The organism is Klebsiella sp. 141203, assembly GCF_032601985.1.
Classification (GTDB): domain Bacteria; phylum Pseudomonadota; class Gammaproteobacteria; order Enterobacterales; family Enterobacteriaceae; genus Klebsiella; species Klebsiella aerogenes.
Genome location: NZ_JAQIRL010000004.1, coordinates 297,269 through 318,077, shown reverse-complemented (window position 1 = coordinate 318,077; position 20,809 = coordinate 297,269). Strand labels below are relative to the sequence as shown.

Genomic DNA, 20,809 nt, shown 5'->3' with positions numbered 1-20,809 from the left:
CTTTTTGGGATAGCACTAAAAGGCGAAGGAATATGAAAACAACTGCACCTACGGGCTTGCTGCAGCAACCCCGTCCGTTCTTCATGATCTTTTTTGTAGAGTTATGGGAGCGTTTTGGCTATTACGGCGTCCAGGGCATCCTGGCGGTGTTCTTTGTTAAACAGCTTGGTTTCTCTCAGGAACAGGCATTTATCACCTTTGGCGCCTTTGCGGCGCTGGTCTACGGCCTCATTTCCATCGGCGGCTATGTCGGTGACCATCTGCTGGGAACCAAACGCACGCTGGTGCTCGGCGCCGTCGTGCTGGCTATCGGCTACTTTATGACCGGCCTGTCGCTGCTCAAACCCGACCTTATCTTTATCGCGCTTGGCACTATCGCCGTCGGCAATGGGCTGTTTAAAGCCAATCCAGCGAGCCTACTGTCAAAATGCTATCCGCCGAAAGACGCCCGTCTCGACGGCGCCTTCACCCTGTTTTATATGTCGATTAACATCGGCTCGCTACTGTCGCTGTCGTTGGCGCCGGTTATTGCCGATAAGTTCGGCTACGCGGTGACCTACAACTTGTGCGGCGCCGGGCTTATCGTCGCGCTGCTGGTCTACTTCGCCTGCCGCGGAATGGTGAAAGATATCGGTTCAACCCCGGATCATCAGCCGCTGAGTTTCCGTAATCTGCTGTACGTGCTGGTCGGCACCGTGGTGATGATTTTCCTCTGCGCCTGGCTGATGCATAACGTTAAAATCGCCAACCTGGTGCTGATTGTGCTGTCCATCGTGGTGACGATTTTCTTCTTCCGCGAAGCCTTCCGCCTCGATAAAACCGGCCGCAACAAGATGTTCGTCGCCTTCATCCTGATGCTCGAAGCGGTGGTGTTTTATATCCTGTACGCCCAGATGCCAACCTCGCTGAACTTCTTCGCCATCAATAACGTGCATCACGACATTCTCGGCATCGCGATTAACCCGGTGAGTTTCCAGGCGTTGAACCCGTTCTGGGTGGTGGTCGCCAGCCCGGTACTGGCGGCTATCTACACCCGTCTTGGCAACAAAGGTAAAGACCTGACCATGCCGATGAAATTCACTCTCGGCATGTTCCTCTGCGCGCTGGGCTTTCTGACCGCCGCCGCGGCCGGGATGTGGTTTGCCGACCCGCAGGGGCTCACCTCGCCATGGTTTATCGTGCTGGTTTATCTGTTCCAGAGTCTCGGCGAACTGCTGATTAGCGCCCTGGGACTGGCGATGGTCGCCGCGCTGGTTCCGCAGCGGCTGATGGGCTTTATTCTGGGGATGTGGTTCCTGACACAGGCCGCCGCGTTCCTGATGGGCGGCTATGTCGCGACCTTCACCGCGGTGCCGGAAAATATAACCGACCCGCTGCAGACGCTGCCGATCTACACCAACGTGTTTAGTAAAATTGGCCTCGTGACCCTGGCGGTGACGGTGGTGATGGCCTTTATGGTGCCGTGGCTGAACCGGATGATCAATACCCCGGCCAGCGCCGAGTAACCCGTTAGCCGCCCCGGCGACAACCGCCGGGGCGCGCGGCCTAGTTCTTACGCGCCGCGATCCACTCCTGCACTTCAATCACAAACTCATCCGGCGCTTTACGGTACATCTTACGCGCCAGATCGAGGATAGTATGCTGGCCTAACGCCTCTTCCATTCGCTGCTGCGCCATATCCATGACCGCACGCACACCGCAAATACCTTCGCAGGCCCACTGCGGCGGCTGCTCATCAAACACCGCAAGACGCTGGCGGATCTCACGGCACTCGAAAATACGCTTTTCGCCATCAATAGCGTTGGCAACATCCAACACGGTGATGTGCTCAGCCGCTCTGGCAAGCTGAAAGCCGCCGCCTTTGCCTTCAATACTGCGCACCAGGCCCGCTTTCGATAGGCGGGTAAAAATCTTGGCCAGATAATCGTAGGGCACGTTTTGCAGCTCGGCGATTTCGCGCACGCTCATATCGCGGGCGTCGCCTTTGCTGTCCACCATACACATCAGGCTATGGATGCCGTACTCAACTCCGGAACTGTAAAATGCCATTCACTTATCTCAGCCAATATTAATCTGAGTTATTGTAGCTTTTCCCACCGCCTCATTCCAGATATCTGATATCTCCCCTCGCAAGACAAAAATTTAATTTATTATTTATCAGTATATTAAATAAAAACGCTGCTAAAGGATCCTCAGGATCGCGTGAGAGGCGTTGCTTTTCTTAACTACGACCAATAAAATCCGAGTAAATGAATCGTAGTTAACAGCGAGTGAAAAAAAGATGCGTAAACAAATCCTGATCGTAGGCGCCGGTTTTGCCGGGATGTGGGCGGCCCTGAGCGCCGCGCGTTTAGCGGAAAAAAATCAACAGCAGGCCGTTGATATCACAGTCATTGCGCCGCAGCCTGAGCTGCGCATTCGTCCTCGTTTCTACGAAAGCGACGTACCGTCGCTGGTTGCGCCACTACAGCCACTGTTCGATGCTACCGGGATCCGTTTTCTTCGTGGCAGCGTGTCGCAGATCCATCCCGCGGATAAAACGGTAACCTGGACCGATAGCAACGGCGAAAGCCACGCTCAGTACTGGGATCGTTTAGTCCTGGCGAGCGGTAGTCACGTCAACCGCGCGATGGTCACGGGCGCGGCACAGCACGCTTTCGACCTCGATCAGCTCGAAAGCGCTACGACGCTGGAAAACCACTTAATTGCTTTAGCACAGCGTCCGCAAAGCGATGCGCGCAACACCGTGGTAGTCTGCGGCGGCGGCTTTACCGGTATCGAGATGGCGATGGAATTACCGACCAAGCTGCGCGCGATCTTCGGCTCGAATTCTAAGACCAGAGTAGTCGTAGTTGAACGCGGTCCGCAGCCGGGCTCTCGATACAGCGATGCGCTGCGTGAAGTCATCATTCAGGCCTCAAAAGAACTGGGCGTCGAGTGGCTTGTGAATGCTGAAGTGGCAAGCGTCGATGCCGCTGGCGTGAACCTGAAAGACGGAAAGCGTATCGACTCGCAGACCGTGATTTGGACCGTCGGCGTGCAGGCGAATAATCTAACAGCGCAAATCGATGCGCCGCGCGACCGTCAAGGGCGTCTACATGTCAACGCCGAACTACAGGTGGTGGGTTACGATGATATCTACGCGACCGGCGACGTGGCCTATGCCGCGACCGATGATAAGGGCAATCACGCCCTGATGACTTGCCAGCACGCTATCCTGCTCGGTAAATTCGCCGGTAATAACGCCGCCGCCGGCCTGCTGGGCGTCGCGCCGCTGCCCTATCGCCAGGAAACCTACGTTACCTGTCTGGATCTCGGCGCCTGGGGCGCGGTTTACACTGAGGGTTGGGATCAGCAGGTGAAACTGACGCGCGAAGAGGCAAAAAAGGTGAAGGTGTCGATCGTCAGCGAACTTATCTATCCGCCGAAAGCCGATAAAGCCGCCGCGTTTGAGATTGCCGATCCGCTGGCGCCGTTTGTTTAAGTATTGCGGTTCCCGGCTTGCGCTACGCGAGCCGGGTGATATCACAATGGCGAAAAATTACGCCGGCGTACCGGCATAAATATCAAAACGATGTCCTTTGGTCACCACCGCGTTCGGCGTGGCGACATCCGCCAGCGGCGGCGCATAGTCCGGACGCTTCACCACCACTCGTTTGGTCGCCAGCTGTCGAGCCGGCGCCAACAGACCATCGGCGTCTAAATCCGGCCCCACCAGCGACTGAAATACCCGCATCTCTTTTTTGACCAGCGCGCTTTTCTGCTTATGGGGAAACATCGGATCCAGATAAACCACCTGCGGGCGCGGGGTGATATCGGTCAACGCATTGAGGCTGGAGGCATGAATCAGCTGTAAGCGCTCCTGCAGCCAGCCGCCGATCTCCGCATCGGCATAGCCACGTTTCAAACCATCGTCGAGCAGCGCGGCGACCACCGGATTACGCTCCAGCATCCGCACGCGACAGCCGACCGACGCCAGCACGAAGGCATCACGCCCCAGCCCGGCGGTAGCGTCGACAACATCCGGGAGATAATCGCCTTTAATGCCCACCGCTTTGGCTACCGCTTCACCGCGGCCGCCGCCAAACTTGCGCCGATGGGCCATCGCGCCGCCGACGAAATCGACAAAGATGCCGCCAAGCTTGGGTTCATCGCGCTTACGCAGCTCCAGATGCGCGTCCGTCAGCACCAGCGCCATCGGATTCTCAGCATCATGCTCCAGCCCCCAACGGGCGGCCAAAACAGATAAGGCGCCGTCACCGGCGCCTGTTTCATCAATTAAGCAGATCTTCACGTAGCAATCAGCCTTTGATCCCGTAATGCTCAAGCATCGCGTCCAGCTGCGGCTCGCGCCCGCGGAAGCGTTTGAACAGCTCCATGGGCTCTTCGGAACCGCCGCGGCTCAGGATATTGTCGAGGAATGACTGACCGGTTTCACGGTTGAAAATCCCCTCTTCTTCGAAGCGTGAGAAGGCATCTGCCGCCAATACATCGGCCCACAGATAGCTGTAGTAGCCCGCGGCATAGCCACCCGCGAAGATATGGCTGAACGCATGCGGGAAGCGCCCCCAGGTTGGGCCCGGCACCACGGCGACCTGTTTTTTAATCTCGGCCAGCGTCTCGAGGATTTTCGCCCCCTGCTCCGGCGAATATTCCGCGTGTAGACGGAAATCGAACAGACCGAACTCCAGCTGGCGGAGAATAAACATCGCCGCCTGGTAGTTTTTCGCCGCCAGCATTTTCTCCAACAGCTCCTGCGGCAGCGGTTCACCGGTTTCGTAATGACCGGAGATAAAGGCCAGCGCTTCCGGCTCCCAGCACCAGTTTTCCATAAACTGGCTCGGCAGCTCGACCGCATCCCACGGCACCCCGCTGATGCCGGAAACGCCGGCAGTATCAATGCGGGTCAGCATATGATGCAGACCATGGCCGAACTCGTGGAACAGGGTGATCACTTCATCGTGCGTGAACAGCGCCGGTTTACCGTTTACCGGACGGTTGAAGTTACAGGTTAGATAAGCGACCGGTTTCTGCAGGGAACCATCCAGCTTACGCATCTGGCCGACGCAGTCATCCATCCACGCCCCGCCGCGTTTATGTTCGCGGGCATACAGGTCAAGATAGAAGCTGCCGCGCAGCTCGTTATTTTCGTCATACAGCTCGAAGAAACGCACTTCCGGATGCCACACATCGACATCGGTACGCTCTTTGGCGGTAATACCATAAATACGCTTAACCACTTCAAACAGGCCGTTAACGGCTTTGTTTTCCGGGAAATACGGGCGCAGCTGCTCATCGCTGATGCTGTAGAGATGCTGCTTCTGTTTTTCGCTGTAGTAAGCGATATCCCACGGCTGCAGTTCATCGACGCCAAACTCGGCTTTGGCGAAAGCACGCAGCTGAGCCAGCTCTTTCTCGCCCTGCGGACGCGCGCGTTTTGCGAGGTCGGTCAGGAAATCGAGCACCTGCTGCGGGTTTTCGGCCATTTTGGTGGCCAGAGATTTAAAGGCGTAGCTGTCAAAGCCCAGTAGTTGCGCCAGCTCGTGACGCAGCGCGAGGATCTCCGCCATCACCGGGCTGTTATCCCATTTACCGGCGTTCGGCCCCTGATCGGAGGCGCGGGTGGAATAGGCGCGATACATCTCTTCGCGCAGCGCCTGGTTATCGCAGTAGGTCATCACCGGCAGGTAGCTCGGAATATCCAGGGTCAGCAGATACCCTTCCTGCTCTTTCGCCTGCGCCTGGGCCTGAGCGGCGGCCAGCGCGCTTTCCGGCATGCCTGCGAGGTCGGCGACGTCGGTCACCAGCTTGTTCCAGCCCATGGTGGCATCAAGCACGTTGTTGCTGTACAGATTGCCAAGTTCAGAGAGGCGCGCGGCGATTTCGCCGTAGCGTTTCTGCGCTTCTGCCGGCAGGCCAATCCCGGATAATTCAAAATCGCGCAGCGCGTTATCGACCGCTTTTTTCTGCGCGGTATTCAAGGTGGCGTAGTTGTCGCCGTCGCGCAGGTCGCGGTAGGCTTTATACAGACCTTCATGCTGGCCGACCCAGGTGCTGTACTCGGAGAGCAGCGGCAGCGTCTGTTCGTAGGCTTCACGCAGCTCCGGGCTGTTTTTTACCGAATTCAAATGGCTGATTGGCGAGAAGATGCGTCCCAGCACATCGTCCACTTCCGCCAGCGGCTGGCAAAGATTTTCCCAGCTATACGGCGCGCCGTGCGCCACCGCGCTTTCCACCGCAGCCCGGCAATCATCCAGCGCTTTGGTGACCGCAGGGACCACGTGCTCCGGTTTGATTGCAGAAAATGGCGGCAATGAAAAAGGCGTCAGTAATGGATTGGTCATATGCGCTGTCCTGTTGAAGAGGGTGAATGAAGCGCGCGTTCCGGCGCTTTTGCATGAGATCTAGAATGGGGGATAGTTGCGGGAATTTCAATGACAGGCGGTGCGACAGCGGCAATCCTGGGCGAACTGCGGTAAACTGTCGGTTAACTTGTTTATTTCCGGAATCTCTGCATCCATGCTCAGTTATCGCCACAGCTTTCACGCAGGCAACCACGCCGACGTCCTTAAACACACCGTTCAGAGTTTGATCATTGAATCGCTGAAAGAGAAAGAAAAACCGTTTCTCTACCTGGACACCCACGCCGGCGCGGGCCGCTATCAGCTGAGCGGCGAGCACGCCGAACGTACCGGCGAATACCTTGAAGGCATCGCCCGTATCTGGCAGCAGGACGATCTACCGACCGAGCTGGAGCCGTATATTTCGGTCGTCGAGCACTTCAACCGCAGCGGCCAACTGCGTTACTACCCTGGTTCGCCGCTTATCGCGCGCCAACTGCTGCGCGAGCAGGACAGCCTGCAGATGACCGAACTGCACCCGAGCGATTTCCCGCTGCTGCGCGCCGAGTTCCAGAAAGACAGCCGCGCGCGCGTCGATAAAGCCGATGGCTATCAGCAGCTGAAGGCCAAGCTGCCGCCGGTTTCCCGTCGCGGTCTGATTCTTATCGATCCGCCGTACGAAATTAAAACCGATTATCAGGCGGTGGTCACTGGGATCAACGAAGGTTATAAACGCTTCGCCACCGGCACCTACGCGCTGTGGTATCCGGTGGTGCTGCGCGCGCAGATCAAACGCATGATTAAAGATTTAGAAGCCACCGGTATTCGCAAAATTCTGCAAATCGAGCTGGCGGTGCGTCCGGACAGCGACCAGCGCGGCATGACCGCCTCCGGGATGATCGTCATCAACCCGCCATGGAAGCTGGAACAGCAGATGAATAACGTACTGCCGTGGCTGCACAGCAAACTGGTTCCAGCCGGTACCGGTCACGCGACCGTGAGTTGGATCGTACCGGAGTAATCGCAACCATCGGTGGAACCTTTTAAGCCTCGCGCTACAATCGCGGAAATTAACGATTAAGGACATATGGGCATGAGCAAACATTATGATTACCTCGCCATCGGCGGCGGCAGCGGCGGTATCGCCTCGATTAACCGTGCGGCGATGTACGGCCAGAAGTGCGCGCTGATTGAAGCCAAAGAGCTGGGCGGCACCTGCGTCAACGTCGGCTGCGTGCCGAAAAAAGTAATGTGGCATGCGGCGCAGATCCGCGAAGCAATCCACCTGTATGGCCCGGATTACGGTTTCGATACCACCATCAATCATTTCGACTGGGATAAGCTGGTCGCCAGCCGCAGCGCCTATATCGACCGTATTCATACCTCTTACGACAACGTGCTGGGTAAGAATAAAGTTGATGTTATCAAAGGGTTCGCTCGCTTTGTCGATGCCCATACCGTGGAAGTCAACGGCGAGACCATTACCGCCGATCATATCCTGATCGCCACCGGCGGCCGCCCGAGCCACCCGAACATTCCGGGTGTGGAATACGGTATTAATTCCGACGGTTTCTTCGAACTGCCGGCGCTGCCGAAGCGCGTAGCGGTAGTCGGCGCGGGCTATATTGCCGTTGAACTGGCCGGTGTGATTAACGGCCTCGGCGCCGAAACGCACCTGTTCGTGCGTAAACACGCGCCGCTGCGTAGCTTCGATCCGCTGATCGTTGAGACTCTGGTGGAAGTGATGAACGCCGAAGGCCCGCAGCTGCACACGAACGCAATTCCGAAGGCGGTAGTCAAGAATGCCGACGGCAGCCTGACTCTGGAGCTGGAAGATGGCCGCAGCCAGACCGTAGATTGCCTGATTTGGGCGATTGGCCGCGAACCGGCGACCGATAACTTCAACCTGGCGGCAACGGGCGTTAAAACCAACGATAAAGGCTACATCATCGTTGATAAGTTCCAGAACACCAACGTACCGGGTATCTACGCGGTGGGCGATAATACCGGCGCCGTCGAGCTGACGCCGGTCGCCGTGGCGGCAGGCCGTCGTCTGTCCGAACGCCTGTTTAACAACAAGCCGGAAGAGCACCTGGACTACAGCAACATCCCGACCGTGGTCTTCAGCCACCCGCCAATCGGCACCGTTGGCTTAACCGAGCCGCAGGCGCGCGAGCAGTACGGCGATGATGCCGTGAAGGTGTACAAATCGTCCTTCACCGCGATGTATACCGCCGTGACCTCTCACCGCCAGCCGTGCCGCATGAAGCTGGTCTGCGTCGGCCCGGAAGAGAAGATTGTCGGTATTCACGGTATCGGCTTCGGAATGGATGAGATGCTGCAGGGCTTTGCGGTAGCGCTGAAGATGGGCGCGACCAAAAAAGACTTCGACAACACCGTTGCCATTCACCCGACGGCAGCGGAAGAGTTTGTCACCATGCGTTAATCCGCGCAGCCCCGTCTCAGGACGGGGCTTCATTTTGACTCCGTCACCAGATTACGTAGGATCTGATGGCCGATGTAGTTACTCCAGTTAAAGCTGTTTTGCAGCACCACCACCGCATTCTGATTCGCTTTATCGAAGCCGATATAGCTCGAATAGCCGCCGATGTATCCCACCTGATAGGTCAATTGCTGCCGGCCAAATGTGTCGGTCACCCAGGCAATGTTCGCTGCTTCAATTTGCCGCGGATAATAATCGACGCTAACGTCCCTGAATGCCTTATCGAGCACCGTCTGCCCCGTGGGCGCGAAGTGAGCGCGGGCATAATTAATCAGATCGGCGGCATCGCTGTACAAACTCGCCGCGCCAACCATGTTATTGGTGAACTGCCAGTCCGGCGTCAGCGCGCCGCGCGGTTTAAACTTCGGCTGATCGCCTGCGTGCCCCAGCGCCCGCCACGGATATTCGCGCAGCGTTTGCGGCAGAAAGCTGGTATTCCCCATCGCCAATGGTCGGAAGATCATCCGTGAAGCCAGCGTCTCAATCGATTCGCCGGTTTGGTATTTGAGAATATACCCCAGGATAGCAAAACCAAGATTGGAATAACCCGGCTCGCGCTCCAGCGGCGCATTGAAGTTGCTCAGATAGCTCAGCACGCCGTCGGCATCAAGTTCGTGATAAAAGTTTTCACCATTGTTGAGATACGCCAACAGATGCTCAAGCGACAGCATGTTCATCGGCTGACGCGGCAGCCCGGAGGTATGGGTGACCAGTTGCAGCAAGGTTATCTTGCGGGCGTCGTCGCTGAGCACGGTCCCCGGCGGCAGCAGGGTTTGCAGCGTATCGTTCCAGTGCAAACGCCCCTCGTTGACCAGCATTGTGACCACTTCAGCGGTCACGCCTTTACTTAAAGAGCCGAGGGCAAAAAGCGTTTGCGGAGTTATCGGGTAGCGTTGCTTTTCATCCGTCACGCCGAAGCAGTGAAACTCCGCCGGACCGTTGTGATGAATAATCGCCACTACCACGCCGCTGACCTGCTTCTCGCGCATGTAATGGCTGACGAAAGTATCGACGGAAAGCCGCTGCCCGTTATGCCCCACCAGGCTGGTTTCATTGCTGGGAGGGCTCATTTGCGACAGCGTGCCGGAGCAGCCTGAAACCAACAGTAATGCCAATAGCACAAGGCCTAACCGCTTGTTCAAACTTCACCTACCTGCCGCGCGTTTTTGGGATGAGATAAAAAATAGACGCGGATCGTAGCGGCATTACCCGGCCAGCGCAAAGCGAATACGCTGAAAAATAAATAAGGCCGTCGGCATAGATAGCCGACGGCCCGGGCTTTATACCAATCCGGTGGCGTAGTAAATGCCGATAATGAAAAAGGCACCGAGGATTTTAAACAGCGTGATACCGAGAATCGGTTTATAGGCCTGGCGATGCGTCAGTCCGGTCACCGCCAGCAGAGTGATGATCGCGCCATTGTGCGGCAATGTATCCATGCCGCCCGCCGCCATCGACGCCACACGGTGCATCACTTCCAGCGGGATCCCCGCAGCATGCGCCGACTCCACAAAGCGGTCCGCCATCGCCGCCAGGGCAATACTCATTCCACCGGAGGATGAACCGGTGATCCCGGACAAAATATTGATCGTAATCGCCTGATTGAGTAAAGGATTTGGGATCGCTTTCAGCGCATCCGCCACCTGAACAAACCCCGGTAGCGCGGCAATCACCCCGCCAAAACCATACTCTGATGCGGTATTCAGCGCCGCCAGCATCGCGCCGCCAACGGCGACTTTGCTACCGTCGGCCAGCTTACCCTTCAGGCTACGCCCGGCAAACAGGAAGATAGTGATAATTCCGCACAACAAGGCCGCCATCACCGCCCAAATCGCCACCATCTTCTTCACGTCGCTTTCCATCGGCGCTTTCAGTCCCGGCAGGTCAATCAGGAAATGGCTACCGTACGCCTGAGGGATAAGCCAGGTGAACAGCAGGTTGGCGACGCCGACGATTATCAACGGCAGCAGCGCGATCATCGGATGCGGCAAATTAAGGTCTGCCGGGGTTTCAGGTTCATTCACGAGCTCGCTTCCATAACCTTCGCCCCTGTGCTGCGCTTTACGGCGCATCGCCTCCAGATATAACCAGCCTCCAATAGCCACAAACGCAGAGCCCAGTACCCCAAGCCAGGGCGCCGCCCAAGAGGTCGTACCGTAGAAGGTAGTCGGAATAATATTCTGAATCTGTGGCGAACCCGGTAGCGCATCCATCGTAAAAGTGAAGGCACCCAGCGCGATACTCGCAGGCATTAGCCGTTTCGGAATTTGGCTCTGGCGGAACATCTCAGCGGCGAAGGGATAGACCGCAAATACCACCACGAATAACGAAACCCCACCATAGGTTAACAACGCGCAGACCAGAATAATCACCGGCATCGCCTTGTTTTGTCCCATCAGTCGGGTAACAGCACTTACGATTGAACGGGAAAATCCGGAAAACTCAATTAATTTCCCGAAGACCGCGCCGAGTAAAAAAACCGGGAAATAGAGTTTTACAAACCCTACCAGCTTATCCATGAAGATATCGCTGAATACCGGGGCAACAGCGGCTGGCTGGGTGAGTAATACGGCGCCGAGCGCAACCAAAGGGGCAAAAAGGATCACGCTATAGCCGCGATAGGCGGCGAGCATCAGCAATCCTAACGCCAGTAAGGCAATCAATACGTCCATAGGGTTATCCGTCAGCATGGCCGCCGCTTATTTCCTTGTTATCGGGCGGCCGATGTTAAGTTGGGGAGCGTATCCCGCTTCCCGTTTCAGACCTTACGGGTTATTCAGGAATCCCAGCGTAAGGAACGTCTTTATTGCCGTAGCGGCGCACGCGGACATTGGCCTGTTCACCGTGGCCGGAGAAACCTTCGAGGGCGCACAGACGCGAACAGTACTCGCCGATCTGCGCGGAGGCGCTATCGGTAAGAACCTTTTGATAGGTGCAGGCTTTGATGAACTTCCCAACCCACAGCCCTCCGGTATAACGCGCCGCTTTACGCGTCGGCAGGGTATGGTTGGTGCCGATAACCTTATCGCCATAAGCTACGTTCGTTCGCGGGCCCAGGAACAACGCGCCAAAGTTCTGCATATTTTCGAGGAACCAGTCCGGGTCGCGGGTCATTACCTGCACATGTTCGAACGCCAGCTCATTGGCGATTTTCAGCATTTCTTCCCGGTCTTCAGCCACAATGATTTCGCCAAACTTCGCCCACGACTGGCGCGCGATTTCCGCGGTGGGCAGCACCGCCAGCAGGCGTTCAATTTCCGCCAGCGTTTCGCGCGCCAGCGTTTCCGAGGTCGTCAACAAAATCGCCGGAGAATCAGGGCCATGCTCCGCCTGACCTAACAGGTCGGTGGCGCAGATTTCGCCATCCACGCTTTCATCGGCAATGACCAGGGTTTCCGTCGGCCCGGCGAACAGATCGATACCGACGCGGCCAAACAGCTGGCGCTTGGCTTCAGCGACAAAGGCGTTGCCCGGCCCTACCAGCATATCCACCGGGGCGATACTCTCGGTACCGACTGCCATCGCCGCCACGGCCTGAATACCCCCCAGGCAGTAGATTTCGTCGGCCCCCGCCATATGCTGCGCCACCACAATCGCCGGCGCCGGTTTACCGTTAAACGGCGGCGCACAGGTGACAATGCGCGGCACGCCTGCAACTTTCGCGGTGATAATCGACATATGCGCCGACGCCAGCAGCGGGTATTTCCCGCCCGGCACGTAGCAGCCCGCCGCGCTGACCGGAATATTTTTGTGTCCCAGAATGACGCCCGGTAGCGTTTCAACCTCGATATCTTTCAGGCTGTCGCGCTGGTGCTGCGCGAAGTTACGCACCTGCTCCTGCGCAAAGCGGATATCGGCAATATCGCGCTCCGACAGCTGCGCATAGCAATCATCGATTTCCTGCTGCGACAGGCGGAAGTTTGCGCGATCGAGCTTATCGAACTTAATCGACAGCTCGCGCACCGCTGCGTCACCGCGCGCTTCAATATCCGCCAGGATTTTCTCTACCGCTTCACGAACCGTACGGTCGTGAGATTTCATTGCTTCAGATTCCGCACCGCGCTTGAGCCAGATAGCCATAACTTGCCTCACTATAATGTTAATAAAATGCTAATGCATTCGAATTCACTTGCATCCTGGCGTGAATGAAATGTTATGTGAAGCAGTAATGCATTCGAATGCAACAGAGATCGCAAAATTAGTGACAGGGGGGAAGATTCACGCATAATGACGGGGCATGGGTCAGGAGAGGCAACGGAATGGCAGGTCAAAACAAACGAGCAGTCACCAGTTACGATGTCGCGAAAGCGGCTGGCGTCTCGCAGTCTGCGGTATCCCGCGCCTTTACCGAAGGAGCGAAAATCTCGCCAGCCACCAAAGAAAAGGTACGTAAGATCGCCGCCGAACTGGGCTATCGTCCGAGCTTTATCGCCCAGTCGCTGATCACCCGCCGCTCAACGCTTATTGGTATCGTCGTTCCGGGGTTGGTGAATCCCTTCTACGCCGCGGTGCTGGATGAACTGTCACAAGCGTTGAACCTGATGGGATACCGGGTACTGTTGTTTTCGACGTACCGCGATGATGACACTACCCCAATCATGGAAGAGATTCTGCGTCATCGTGTTGAAGCGCTAGTGCTGGTGTCCAATAGCCTTTCTTCACACTTTGCTCATGAATGCCAGCAGCTCGGGCTGCCGGTGCTGCTGCTCAACCGCAAAAACGACAGCCGATCGGTTTCCAGCGTCACCAGCGATAACCTGGCCGGCGGCGCCGCGATTGCCGATTTCCTGCTGGATCTCGGCCATCAGCAGCTGGCATTTGTTGCCGGTAGAGATACCTCCTCTACCAGCCGCGACCGGGAGACAGGCTTTCGACAGCGTCTGGAGGCCCGCGGCGCCCGCCCGATGCTGCGCGATAGCGGAATGTGGTCGATAGAAGAAGCGATGAACGCCACCCGCAGGCTGATGGCGCTACCAACGCCGCCGGACGCGCTATTTTGCGCCAACGATATGATGGCCATCGCCGCCCTCAACGTGGTTGTCGGCGAAATGGGCATGAAGGCGGGCGAAGATATCTCCATCGTCGGGTTCGATGATATCGCCATGGCCAGCTGGCCGCTGATAAATTTAACCACCTGGGTCCAGCCGCTATCGGAAATGGTGGATACCGCCATCGCCGTACTGAAAACGCAGCTGGGCGCGGTTGAAACCAGCGCCGTTCAGCACGTTCTGCAGGGGAAGCTTATCGTCAGGGGCAGTACCCGCCCGCGACGCTAAATCAGCCGCTACGCCACGCCGTTATTACCGTGGCGCATAAATGCCGGACGCTGGTTAAGGGCCATATACCAGCGTTCGACGTTTGCCATCTCCGGGTGGGCGAACGGCGTCATTTTCCAGCGGTGCACCGAAAGCCCCAGCACGATATCCGCCAGCGTAAACGTCTCGCCGGTCAGCCACGCGCCGGTGCGCAGCAACTGGTTGTCGACAATCTGTACGCAGCGCGTCCACGCGGCAATACTCTCTTTAATCGCCGCCGGGTCCTGAAAACGCGGGTCTTTACGCACCAGCCCCGTGAAAGCGTAGCGCCAGGCGCTATTAAACTCCGTCGCCTGCCAGTCCATCCAGTGTTCTACCTGCGCCGCGGCACGTAACGTAGAGGGCAACAAATCCTCACGACCGGCCTTACGCGCCAGATAGCGGCAGATGCTGTTCGACTCCCAAAGGACAAAATCATCATCCACCAGCACCGGCACTAACGCATTCGGATTGAGCGCCAAAAATTCCGGCGTATCAAGCGGGCTATAGCCGCTGCCATAATCTTCCTGCTGATACTCGACCCCCGCCTCTTCGCAGGTCCAGAGCACCTTGCGCACGTTAATAGACGAGCGTTTACCCAAGATTCTTATCATCGTCAGCAACCCTTTTTCGTAATATGGCAGACATGAAGCTTGCCGGATAATGTGTATAGTGGATTGCAGAATAATTATCCACTACAGGTACTCTTACACATGGTCACTCCCTTCAACATCTTAACGCCGGGCAATATCCGCTTTGGCCGCGGGCAGGCCCGCAGCGCCGCGCCGTGGCTGGCGCAATATGATGCCCCGGTGCTGCTGGTTCACGGCGCGACCAAAAGCCGCGCTCAATTTTTACTGAGCGAACTGAGCGCATTGCATCTTCAGGTCAGCACTTTTGCTATCGCCAATGAACCCACGCTGGACGATATTGAACGCGGCGTACGGCTAGCGCGCGAGCGCGGCGTTGGCGCGGTGGTCAGCCTCGGCGGCGGCGCGGTCATTGATGCCGGTAAAGCCATTGCCGCGCTGGTCCCGGCAAGCGGGCCTGTCATCGACTATCTGGAAGTCGTCGGAACGGGGAGAATACTGGAAGCCAGCCCGCTACCGTTTGTCGCTATTCCCACAACGTCCGGCACCGGCGCGGAGGTCACTAAAAACGCGGTCATCAACGTCCCGCTGCAGCAGCGCAAAGTCAGCCTGCGCGACGATCGCATGCTGCCGCAGCTGGCGATTGTCGATCCGGCGTTAACGGATAACGCCCCCCGCGCCGTCACCCTCGGCTCCGGCCTTGATGCCTTAACTCAGGTTATCGAACCCTGGCTGTGCACCCGGGCGACCCCCTTCACCGATGCTCTGTGCCGGGAGGCGATCCCCCGCGGCATCGCCGCGTTAAAAACGCTGATGGAAAAAGAGTGTGCCGACAGCCGCGACGAGCTGGCCTGGGTCAGCCTGTGTGGCGGGCTGGCGCTGGCCAACGCCGGGCTGGGCGTGGTTCACGGTCTTGCGGGGCCGCTTGGCGGGCTAAGCGATGCCTCCCACGGCGCGCTCTGCGGCTGCCTGCTGCCCTTTGGGCTGGAACTCAATGAGTCGCAGGTAACCAATCCGGCGCTGCGCCAGCGTTTCCTCGACGTGCGCCAGTGGATCGCCGCCGGGCTTGGCGTCTCGCCGGATGACGCCTGGCAAAGCCTGCGCGAATGGAGCCAGCGCTCGGGGCTCGGCAATTTACGCGACCTCGGCGTGCCGCGCGAAGCGCTGGAACCCGCCGCGCTGGCGGCCAGTAGTTCATCGTCGATGAAAGCCAATCCGGTCACGCTGGATTCAGAGCAACTGCTGGAGATGCTGGAAGCCGCCTGGGAGTAAACGAGCCAACCGCCTGCGTTTACCGGGGCGGTTCAAATTTTGTTGCATAATGAATGCTCCGAATTTCGTTTTCGCGCATTCACGATAACGGTAAATATTCACCCTTTAATTTCAAAGACCTGCTCTTCTTCTCCGCCGTTTTTTCTTAGCGAAAAGCGTGACGTGACGCACAGTTTATCTTCCGCAGACCGAAGCGAGTGTCTACGCTTATTAGAGAGCCCGGGCATGCCCGGCCCCTAAACTCACGCTATCCGGAGGCCTGTATCGCTATGTTCAGCCAGAAACTACGCAACGTTGATGACGACGAGTTGAGGATCGAAAACGATCCGTGCTACGAAGCCGATCCGTATGAGTTAAAACTGGATGAAATGTTCGACGCCGAACCGGAGCCGGAGATCATCGAAGGGCTACCGGCGTCTGACGCGCTGACCCCCGCCGACCGCTATCTCGAGTTGTTTACCAACGTCCAAAAGTCGCGCATTTTTCTTGATAGTAAAACCTTTCCCGACTGCGCGCCGAAACACGATCCGCTGGATATCCTGATGCACTATCGACGGGTTAAGCGTACGCCGGAGTTCGATTTGCGTCAGTTTGTGGAAGACAACTTCTGGCTGCCGGATAACCGCGCCGATGATTACACCTCTGATCCGAAACTGACGCTAAAAGAGCATATCGATAAGCTGTGGCCGGTGCTCACACGTGAACCGCAGGATCATATTCCGTGGTCGTCGTTGCTGGCGCTACCGCAGTCGTACATCGTCCCCGGCGGGCGTTTTAGCGAGACCTACTATTGGGATTCCTACTTCACCATGCTGGGGCTGGCGGAAAGCGGCCGTGAAGATTTGCTCAAATGCATGGCCGACAACTTCGCCTGGATGATTGAAACCTACGGCCACATTCCTAACGGCAATCGCACCTACTATCTCAGCCGCTCCCAGCCGCCGGTGTTCGCCCTGATGGTTGAACTGTTTGAGGAAGATGGCGTTCGCGGCGCGCGCCGCTATCTCGACCATCTCAAATTAGAGCACGCCTTCTGGATGGACGGCGCGGAATCGCTGATCCCTAACCAGGCCTACCGTCACGTGGTGCGTATGCCAGATGGTTCGCTGCTTAACCGCTACTGGGACGACCGCGATACGCCGCGCGATGAGTCCTGGCGAGAAGATGTCGAAACGGCGAAGCATTCCGGCCGCCCGCCAAACGAGGTCTATCGAGACCTGCGCGCCGGTGCGGCTTCCGGCTGGGACTACTCCAGCCGCTGGCTGCGCGATATCACCAGGCTTGCGAGCATCCGCACCACCCAGTTTATTCCCATCGACCTCAACGCTTTTCTGTTTAAGCTGGAAAATACCATCGCCAATCTTTCCGGCCTGAAGGGCGATCGCGAGGCTGAAGCCGAATTTCGCCGTAAAGCCAACGCTCGCCGGGAGGCGGTGACCCGCTACCTGTGGGATGAAGAGTGCGGCTGTTTTCGCGATTACGATTGGCGCCGTGAGCAGTTGGCCTTGTTCTCCGCCGCCAGCATCGTCACGCTGTATGTCGGGATGGCGACCCACACCCAGGCCGAACGGCTGGCGGATGCCGTACGCGCGCGTCTGCTCACCCCTGGCGGCATCATGGCGACGGAATATGAAAGCGGCGAACAGTGGGATAAACCCAACGGCTGGGCGCCGCTGCAGTGGATGGCGGTACAGGGATTCAAAATGTACGGCCACGACCCGCTTGGCGATGAAATCGCCCAGAGCTGGCTGCAGACGGTGAATCAATTTTATCTTAAACACCACAAGCTCATTGAGAAATATCATATCGCCAGCGGCGTCCCACATGAGGGCGGCGGCGGGGAGTATCCGCTGCAGGATGGCTTCGGCTGGACCAACGGCGTCGTGCGGCGACTCATCAGCCTGTACGGCGAGCCGAGGTCTTCATGAGGCACTTTCCGTCGGCAGGCTGTGCTGTTAAGGTTTTATTTTCCCTTTGCCAGAGCCGACAACATGCCCGAACTGCTTACGCCGCGGCTGCGCTGCTCGCCGCTGCAGCTTGACGACTGGTCTTTTTTTCTCAGCCTGCAACAGGATCCGCAGGTGATGCTCTATGTCGCGGATAACCGGCCCATCGCCGATATCCGCGCCGCGTTTGATGCGCGCCTGCCGGTCTGGTCGCCTAAGGCCGCGCACTGGCTGTGCCTGGTGGTTCGCGATCGGCAAAGCCATACGCCCCTCGGCCTGACCGGCTATTGCCACCACGATGATGATATTGCCGAAGTGGGCTTTCTCTTCGCCCCACAGGCGCAGGGCCAGGGCTACGGATATGAATCACTGCGGGCGCTATGTGATTACGCGTTTTCTACAGGCGGCATCCGTCGCCTGACCGCCAGCGTCACCGCCGGGAACCAGGCCTCAAAACAACTGCTGCTAAAAACAGGATTTATTCAGGAAGGAGAGCTACGCGAGAGCTACTGGCTACATGGCCGTTGGCACAATGACTGGCTGTTTGGCCTGATGCGCCACGATTACCAATAAGGCCTTGGGCCATCCGGCGAATGGGGGCGACCCCGCTTTTCCTCTACACTGCCGCCAACCACAGAGGAAAAGATCATGACCGTCACCACGTTAAGCCTGCCGGGGCTGCGTTTTATCCAGCGGACGCAAGGGCTGGCGCTGCTGCCGTATCAGGACAAATTTGGGCAATGGCGGGTCGGCTACGGCCACGCTATCGGTGAAGATGAGAAAGAGACGCCCATCACCGCCGAACTGGCGATGATGCTATTGACGCTAGACCTGCTGCGGTGCCAACAGATATTACAGCGCAGGTTAGTCGTGGAACTGACTCAGCCGCAGTACGATGCCTTGCTGGCGCTGGTGTTCAGTTTAGATGGCGGCGCCCAGCCGCAGTTGGACGCTATTTTGCATTATCTTAACGGCCACAACATGACGCAGGCGCTGGCGATATGGCGGCACATTGACCGCGATAACGCCTATCGCCTGCAGGAGTGCGAGCGGTTTTGTCAGACCAGTTAATTGTCACCGACGCTATTAAATGCCATCGCCGCCTGGGTTCGGTTTTTCACATCCAGCCGCCGATATAACGACTCAAGATGCGCTTTCACAGTCCCTGCGCTGATATTTAACGTACGGCTAATTTCCTTATTAGAGCTGCCTTCCGCCAGCAGTTTTAAAATTTCCTGCTGGCGGCGACTGAGATGCACCGCATGTTTATTGCGATCCGCAGAGGTCATTAACCAGGTGCCCGGCAGACACATCATCCCCAACATGATGCTATTAATGATCTGGGCAAACATATCGGCGCTATCCTCACGTTGGGCAATAGCGCGCACGTTCCACGCCAGCGCTCGTTGCAGCCAGCTTTTATTATCATCCGAAACCACTAATAATACTTTGGCATGCGGAAAACGCTGCTGCTTCTCCTGGAGCAACCAGCAACAAAATTCACTGTTCAGGTCGCCATCAAGTATGAGGAGCGCCTGCGGATGAGCCGTGAGCAGCTGCCACAGCTGTTCTGCCTGACAGGTACTATGAATATTAATTTCAGGAATACGTTGTTGTAAGCCGACTTTCATTCCATGAATAAATATTGACTGCCTGTCAAACATGATTACTTGCATGGACTGCTCTCCATCGAAAAAATACCCCTTAAAAAGTGGGGGAAGGGTAATATCAGCCGACAAAAATAAGAACTCGCCGTATGACCTAAGCCATTTTACCGATGGAGTAGATGATATAAACATCATGATGATGAATAGTTACACGCCAGCGCGTAACGATTACTCATTCATAATATTTATTACATTTGGCGTAAGAAATTCCTTAATTAAACGGATAGCTAACAGGATAATAATATTATTTCTGCCAGTGTAATCCAACCGCTTAAAATCAGCGATACGCATGATGCAAAAGAGTGTTACGGAATAATAAAACGCACAATATGGTGACGCCCTACGCCATTATGCGCAGGGCGTGGTCATTATAAAAACATGCCGCCGGAAACCTCAACGCGCTGGGCGTTCATCCAGCCAAGCTCGTCGCTCAGCAGCGCAGCAATAGCATTGCCGATATCATCCGGCAGGCCGACGCGCCCCAGCGCCGTCTGGGCGGCAATATGCTGGTTAAGCTGGGCATTATCACGCACCGCGCCGCCGCCAAAGTCGGTCTCAATCGCGCCGGGCGCGATGATATTGACCGATATCCCGCGCACGCCGAGTTCCTTCGCCTGATAACGGGTTAACACCTCCATCGCCCCTTTCATCGCCGCATAAGCGGAATAGCCCGGCAGCGCAAAGCGCGCCAGCCCGCTGGAGACGTTCAGAATGCGCCCGCCGTCTTTAAGCAAAGGCAGCAGCTGCTGGGTAAGGAAGAACGGCCCCTTAAAGTGGATGTTCATCAGCTCGTCAAACTGCGCTTCGCTGGTCTCACTAAACGTCGCAGTCAATCCGATGCCAGCATTGTTCAATAAATAATCGAAGCTGTCGCGCTGCCACTTCTCCTTCAGACATTGCGTCAGCTGTTGCGCAAAGCCAGCAAAACTGGCGCTATCGCCGACGTTCAGCGGTAATGCCGCCGCTTGCGCGCCTGTTTGCTCAATTTCGCGCACCACTTCCAGCGCCGCCTGCTGGTTGCTGTGGTAGGTCAGAATAATATCGGTTCCCTTCGCCGCCAGCTTCAGCGCCGCATTTTTTCCCAGACCGCGACTGCCGCCGGTCACTAAAGCGATACGTTGTGTCATCAGAAACCCCTTCGTCATTACGTGTGTGTGAATAAAGAGCTTATTAGCAGACGTAGTAACAATAAATGC

At 56.9% G+C, this 20,809-nt stretch carries 17 protein-coding genes and 1 pseudogene; 9 read left to right on the top strand and 9 right to left on the bottom strand.

From position 1 onward, the window contains the following. Positions 1-32 precede the first annotated feature (32 nt). A complete protein-coding gene (gene dtpB / locus PGR29_RS17940; RefSeq protein WP_047076082.1) occupies positions 33-1,505 on the top strand; it encodes a dipeptide/tripeptide permease DtpB in 1,473 nt (490 codons plus the stop codon). A gap of 40 nt (positions 1,506-1,545) precedes the next feature. On the opposite strand, the gene PGR29_RS17935 is transcribed toward dtpB, so the two are convergent. Then, a complete protein-coding gene (locus PGR29_RS17935) occupies positions 1,546-2,049 on the bottom strand; it encodes an RrF2 family transcriptional regulator (RefSeq protein ID WP_015369269.1) in 504 nt (167 codons plus the stop codon). 232 nt (positions 2,050-2,281) lie between these two features. On the opposite strand from PGR29_RS17935, the gene PGR29_RS17930 reads away from it, so the two are divergent. After that, entirely contained in the window at positions 2,282-3,484 is a 1,203-nt protein-coding gene (locus PGR29_RS17930) for an NAD(P)/FAD-dependent oxidoreductase (RefSeq protein ID WP_087859009.1), read from the top strand. Between the two features lie 57 nt (positions 3,485-3,541). Here the strand turns inward: PGR29_RS17930 and rsmJ are convergent, their stop codons facing one another. After that, the gene (gene rsmJ / locus PGR29_RS17925) at positions 3,542-4,294 is read right to left on the bottom strand and encodes a 16S rRNA (guanine(1516)-N(2))-methyltransferase RsmJ (RefSeq protein WP_049052009.1); all 753 of its coding nucleotides are present in this window, start codon (positions 4,292-4,294) and stop codon (positions 3,542-3,544) included. Between the two features lie 7 nt (positions 4,295-4,301). After that, on the bottom strand, positions 4,302-6,344 hold the full coding sequence (prlC, locus tag PGR29_RS17920; protein WP_015369266.1) for an oligopeptidase A: 2,043 nt from the start codon (positions 6,342-6,344) through the stop codon (positions 4,302-4,304). Positions 6,345-6,519: 175 nt separating this feature from the next. Here prlC and PGR29_RS17915 point away from each other — a divergent pair, with 175 nt between their 5' ends. Both PGR29_RS17915 and gorA read left to right on the top strand, forming a co-directional pair. Beyond that, the gene (locus PGR29_RS17915) at positions 6,520-7,362 is read left to right on the top strand and encodes a 23S rRNA (adenine(2030)-N(6))-methyltransferase RlmJ (protein ID WP_015703746.1); all 843 of its coding nucleotides are present in this window, start codon (positions 6,520-6,522) and stop codon (positions 7,360-7,362) included. Positions 7,363-7,434: 72 nt separating this feature from the next. Then, positions 7,435-8,787, top strand: coding sequence for a glutathione-disulfide reductase (gene gorA, locus PGR29_RS17910; protein ID WP_316425045.1), 1,353 nt, complete (start codon positions 7,435-7,437; stop codon positions 8,785-8,787). Positions 8,788-8,816: 29 nt separating this feature from the next. Here gorA and PGR29_RS17905 read toward each other — a convergent pair whose 3' ends face one another. The 3 genes and pseudogenes from PGR29_RS17905 to hisD form a co-directional block, all read right to left on the bottom strand. Next, positions 8,817-9,914: a serine hydrolase domain-containing protein gene (locus PGR29_RS17905; protein ID WP_183269089.1), complete on the bottom strand. Its 1,098-nt coding sequence runs from the start codon at positions 9,912-9,914 to the stop codon at positions 8,817-8,819. 1,236 nt (positions 9,915-11,150) lie between these two features. Continuing rightward, positions 11,151-11,516 (bottom strand): annotated as a pseudogene (locus tag PGR29_RS25000) (GntP family permease); the annotation flags it as partial. Between the two features lie 100 nt (positions 11,517-11,616). Then, positions 11,617-12,924, bottom strand: coding sequence for a histidinol dehydrogenase (gene hisD, locus PGR29_RS17895; protein WP_316425043.1), 1,308 nt, complete (start codon positions 12,922-12,924; stop codon positions 11,617-11,619). 179 nt (positions 12,925-13,103) lie between these two features. On the opposite strand from hisD, the gene PGR29_RS17890 reads away from it, so the two are divergent. Further along, positions 13,104-14,120: a LacI family DNA-binding transcriptional regulator gene (locus tag PGR29_RS17890; RefSeq protein ID WP_087859004.1), complete on the top strand. Its 1,017-nt coding sequence runs from the start codon at positions 13,104-13,106 to the stop codon at positions 14,118-14,120. A gap of 8 nt (positions 14,121-14,128) precedes the next feature. Here the strand turns inward: PGR29_RS17890 and PGR29_RS17885 are convergent, their stop codons facing one another. Continuing rightward, entirely contained in the window at positions 14,129-14,752 is a 624-nt protein-coding gene (locus PGR29_RS17885; RefSeq protein ID WP_087859003.1) for a glutathione S-transferase family protein, read from the bottom strand. Positions 14,753-14,851: 99 nt separating this feature from the next. Between PGR29_RS17885 and PGR29_RS17880 the strand changes: the two genes are divergently transcribed. From PGR29_RS17880 to PGR29_RS17865, 4 genes are all read left to right on the top strand, one after another. Continuing rightward, positions 14,852-16,000 (top strand): iron-containing alcohol dehydrogenase, encoded by a 1,149-nt coding sequence (locus PGR29_RS17880; protein ID WP_113373996.1) that lies wholly within the window; start codon positions 14,852-14,854, stop codon positions 15,998-16,000. A gap of 269 nt (positions 16,001-16,269) precedes the next feature. Then, positions 16,270-17,928 (top strand): alpha,alpha-trehalase, encoded by a 1,659-nt coding sequence (locus PGR29_RS17875; RefSeq protein WP_316425042.1) that lies wholly within the window; start codon positions 16,270-16,272, stop codon positions 17,926-17,928. A gap of 63 nt (positions 17,929-17,991) precedes the next feature. Next, positions 17,992-18,519, top strand: a complete 528-nt coding sequence (locus PGR29_RS17870) for a GNAT family N-acetyltransferase (RefSeq protein ID WP_087859001.1) — start codon at positions 17,992-17,994, stop codon at positions 18,517-18,519. Between the two features lie 75 nt (positions 18,520-18,594). Beyond that, complete coding sequence (locus tag PGR29_RS17865) at positions 18,595-19,017, top strand: glycoside hydrolase family protein (RefSeq protein ID WP_316425041.1); 423 nt, start codon at positions 18,595-18,597, stop codon at positions 19,015-19,017. On the opposite strand, the gene PGR29_RS17860 is transcribed toward PGR29_RS17865, so the two are convergent. Both PGR29_RS17860 and PGR29_RS17855 read right to left on the bottom strand, forming a co-directional pair. Beyond that, positions 19,014-19,622, bottom strand: a complete 609-nt coding sequence (locus tag PGR29_RS17860) for a helix-turn-helix transcriptional regulator (RefSeq protein ID WP_308957673.1) — start codon at positions 19,620-19,622, stop codon at positions 19,014-19,016. The two genes, PGR29_RS17865 and PGR29_RS17860, sit on opposite strands and share 4 nt — an antisense overlap. 359 nt (positions 19,623-19,981) lie before the next feature. Continuing rightward, positions 19,982-20,740 carry an SDR family NAD(P)-dependent oxidoreductase gene (locus PGR29_RS17855; RefSeq protein ID WP_316425040.1) on the bottom strand — a complete coding sequence of 253 codons (759 nt, stop codon included), beginning with the start codon at positions 20,738-20,740 and terminating at the stop codon, positions 19,982-19,984. Positions 20,741-20,809 lie beyond the last annotated feature (69 nt).

Excerpts from the sequence above, each read along its gene's own strand:
- dtpB (WP_047076082.1), top strand. The coding sequence starts at position 33 with ATGAAAACAACTGCACCTACGGGCTTGCTGCAGCAACCCCGTCCGTTC.
- PGR29_RS17935 (WP_015369269.1), bottom strand. The coding sequence starts at position 2,049 with ATGGCATTTTACAGTTCCGGAGTTGAGTACGGCATCCATAGCCTGATG.
- PGR29_RS17930 (WP_087859009.1), top strand. The coding sequence starts at position 2,282 with ATGCGTAAACAAATCCTGATCGTAGGCGCCGGTTTTGCCGGGATGTGG.
- prlC (WP_015369266.1), bottom strand. The coding sequence starts at position 6,344 with ATGACCAATCCATTACTGACGCCTTTTTCATTGCCGCCATTTTCTGCA.
- PGR29_RS17915 (WP_015703746.1), top strand. The coding sequence starts at position 6,520 with ATGCTCAGTTATCGCCACAGCTTTCACGCAGGCAACCACGCCGACGTC.
- gorA (WP_316425045.1), top strand. The coding sequence starts at position 7,435 with ATGAGCAAACATTATGATTACCTCGCCATCGGCGGCGGCAGCGGCGGT.
- PGR29_RS17905 (WP_183269089.1), bottom strand. The coding sequence starts at position 9,914 with ATGAGCCCTCCCAGCAATGAAACCAGCCTGGTGGGGCATAACGGGCAG.
- hisD (WP_316425043.1), bottom strand. The coding sequence starts at position 12,924 with ATGGCTATCTGGCTCAAGCGCGGTGCGGAATCTGAAGCAATGAAATCT.
- PGR29_RS17890 (WP_087859004.1), top strand. The coding sequence starts at position 13,104 with ATGGCAGGTCAAAACAAACGAGCAGTCACCAGTTACGATGTCGCGAAA.
- PGR29_RS17885 (WP_087859003.1), bottom strand. The coding sequence starts at position 14,752 with ATGATAAGAATCTTGGGTAAACGCTCGTCTATTAACGTGCGCAAGGTG.
- PGR29_RS17880 (WP_113373996.1), top strand. The coding sequence starts at position 14,852 with ATGGTCACTCCCTTCAACATCTTAACGCCGGGCAATATCCGCTTTGGC.
- PGR29_RS17875 (WP_316425042.1), top strand. The coding sequence starts at position 16,270 with ATGTTCAGCCAGAAACTACGCAACGTTGATGACGACGAGTTGAGGATC.
- PGR29_RS17870 (WP_087859001.1), top strand. The coding sequence starts at position 17,992 with ATGCCCGAACTGCTTACGCCGCGGCTGCGCTGCTCGCCGCTGCAGCTT.
- PGR29_RS17865 (WP_316425041.1), top strand. The coding sequence starts at position 18,595 with ATGACCGTCACCACGTTAAGCCTGCCGGGGCTGCGTTTTATCCAGCGG.
- PGR29_RS17860 (WP_308957673.1), bottom strand. The coding sequence starts at position 19,622 with ATGCAAGTAATCATGTTTGACAGGCAGTCAATATTTATTCATGGAATG.
- PGR29_RS17855 (WP_316425040.1), bottom strand. The coding sequence starts at position 20,740 with ATGACACAACGTATCGCTTTAGTGACCGGCGGCAGTCGCGGTCTGGGA.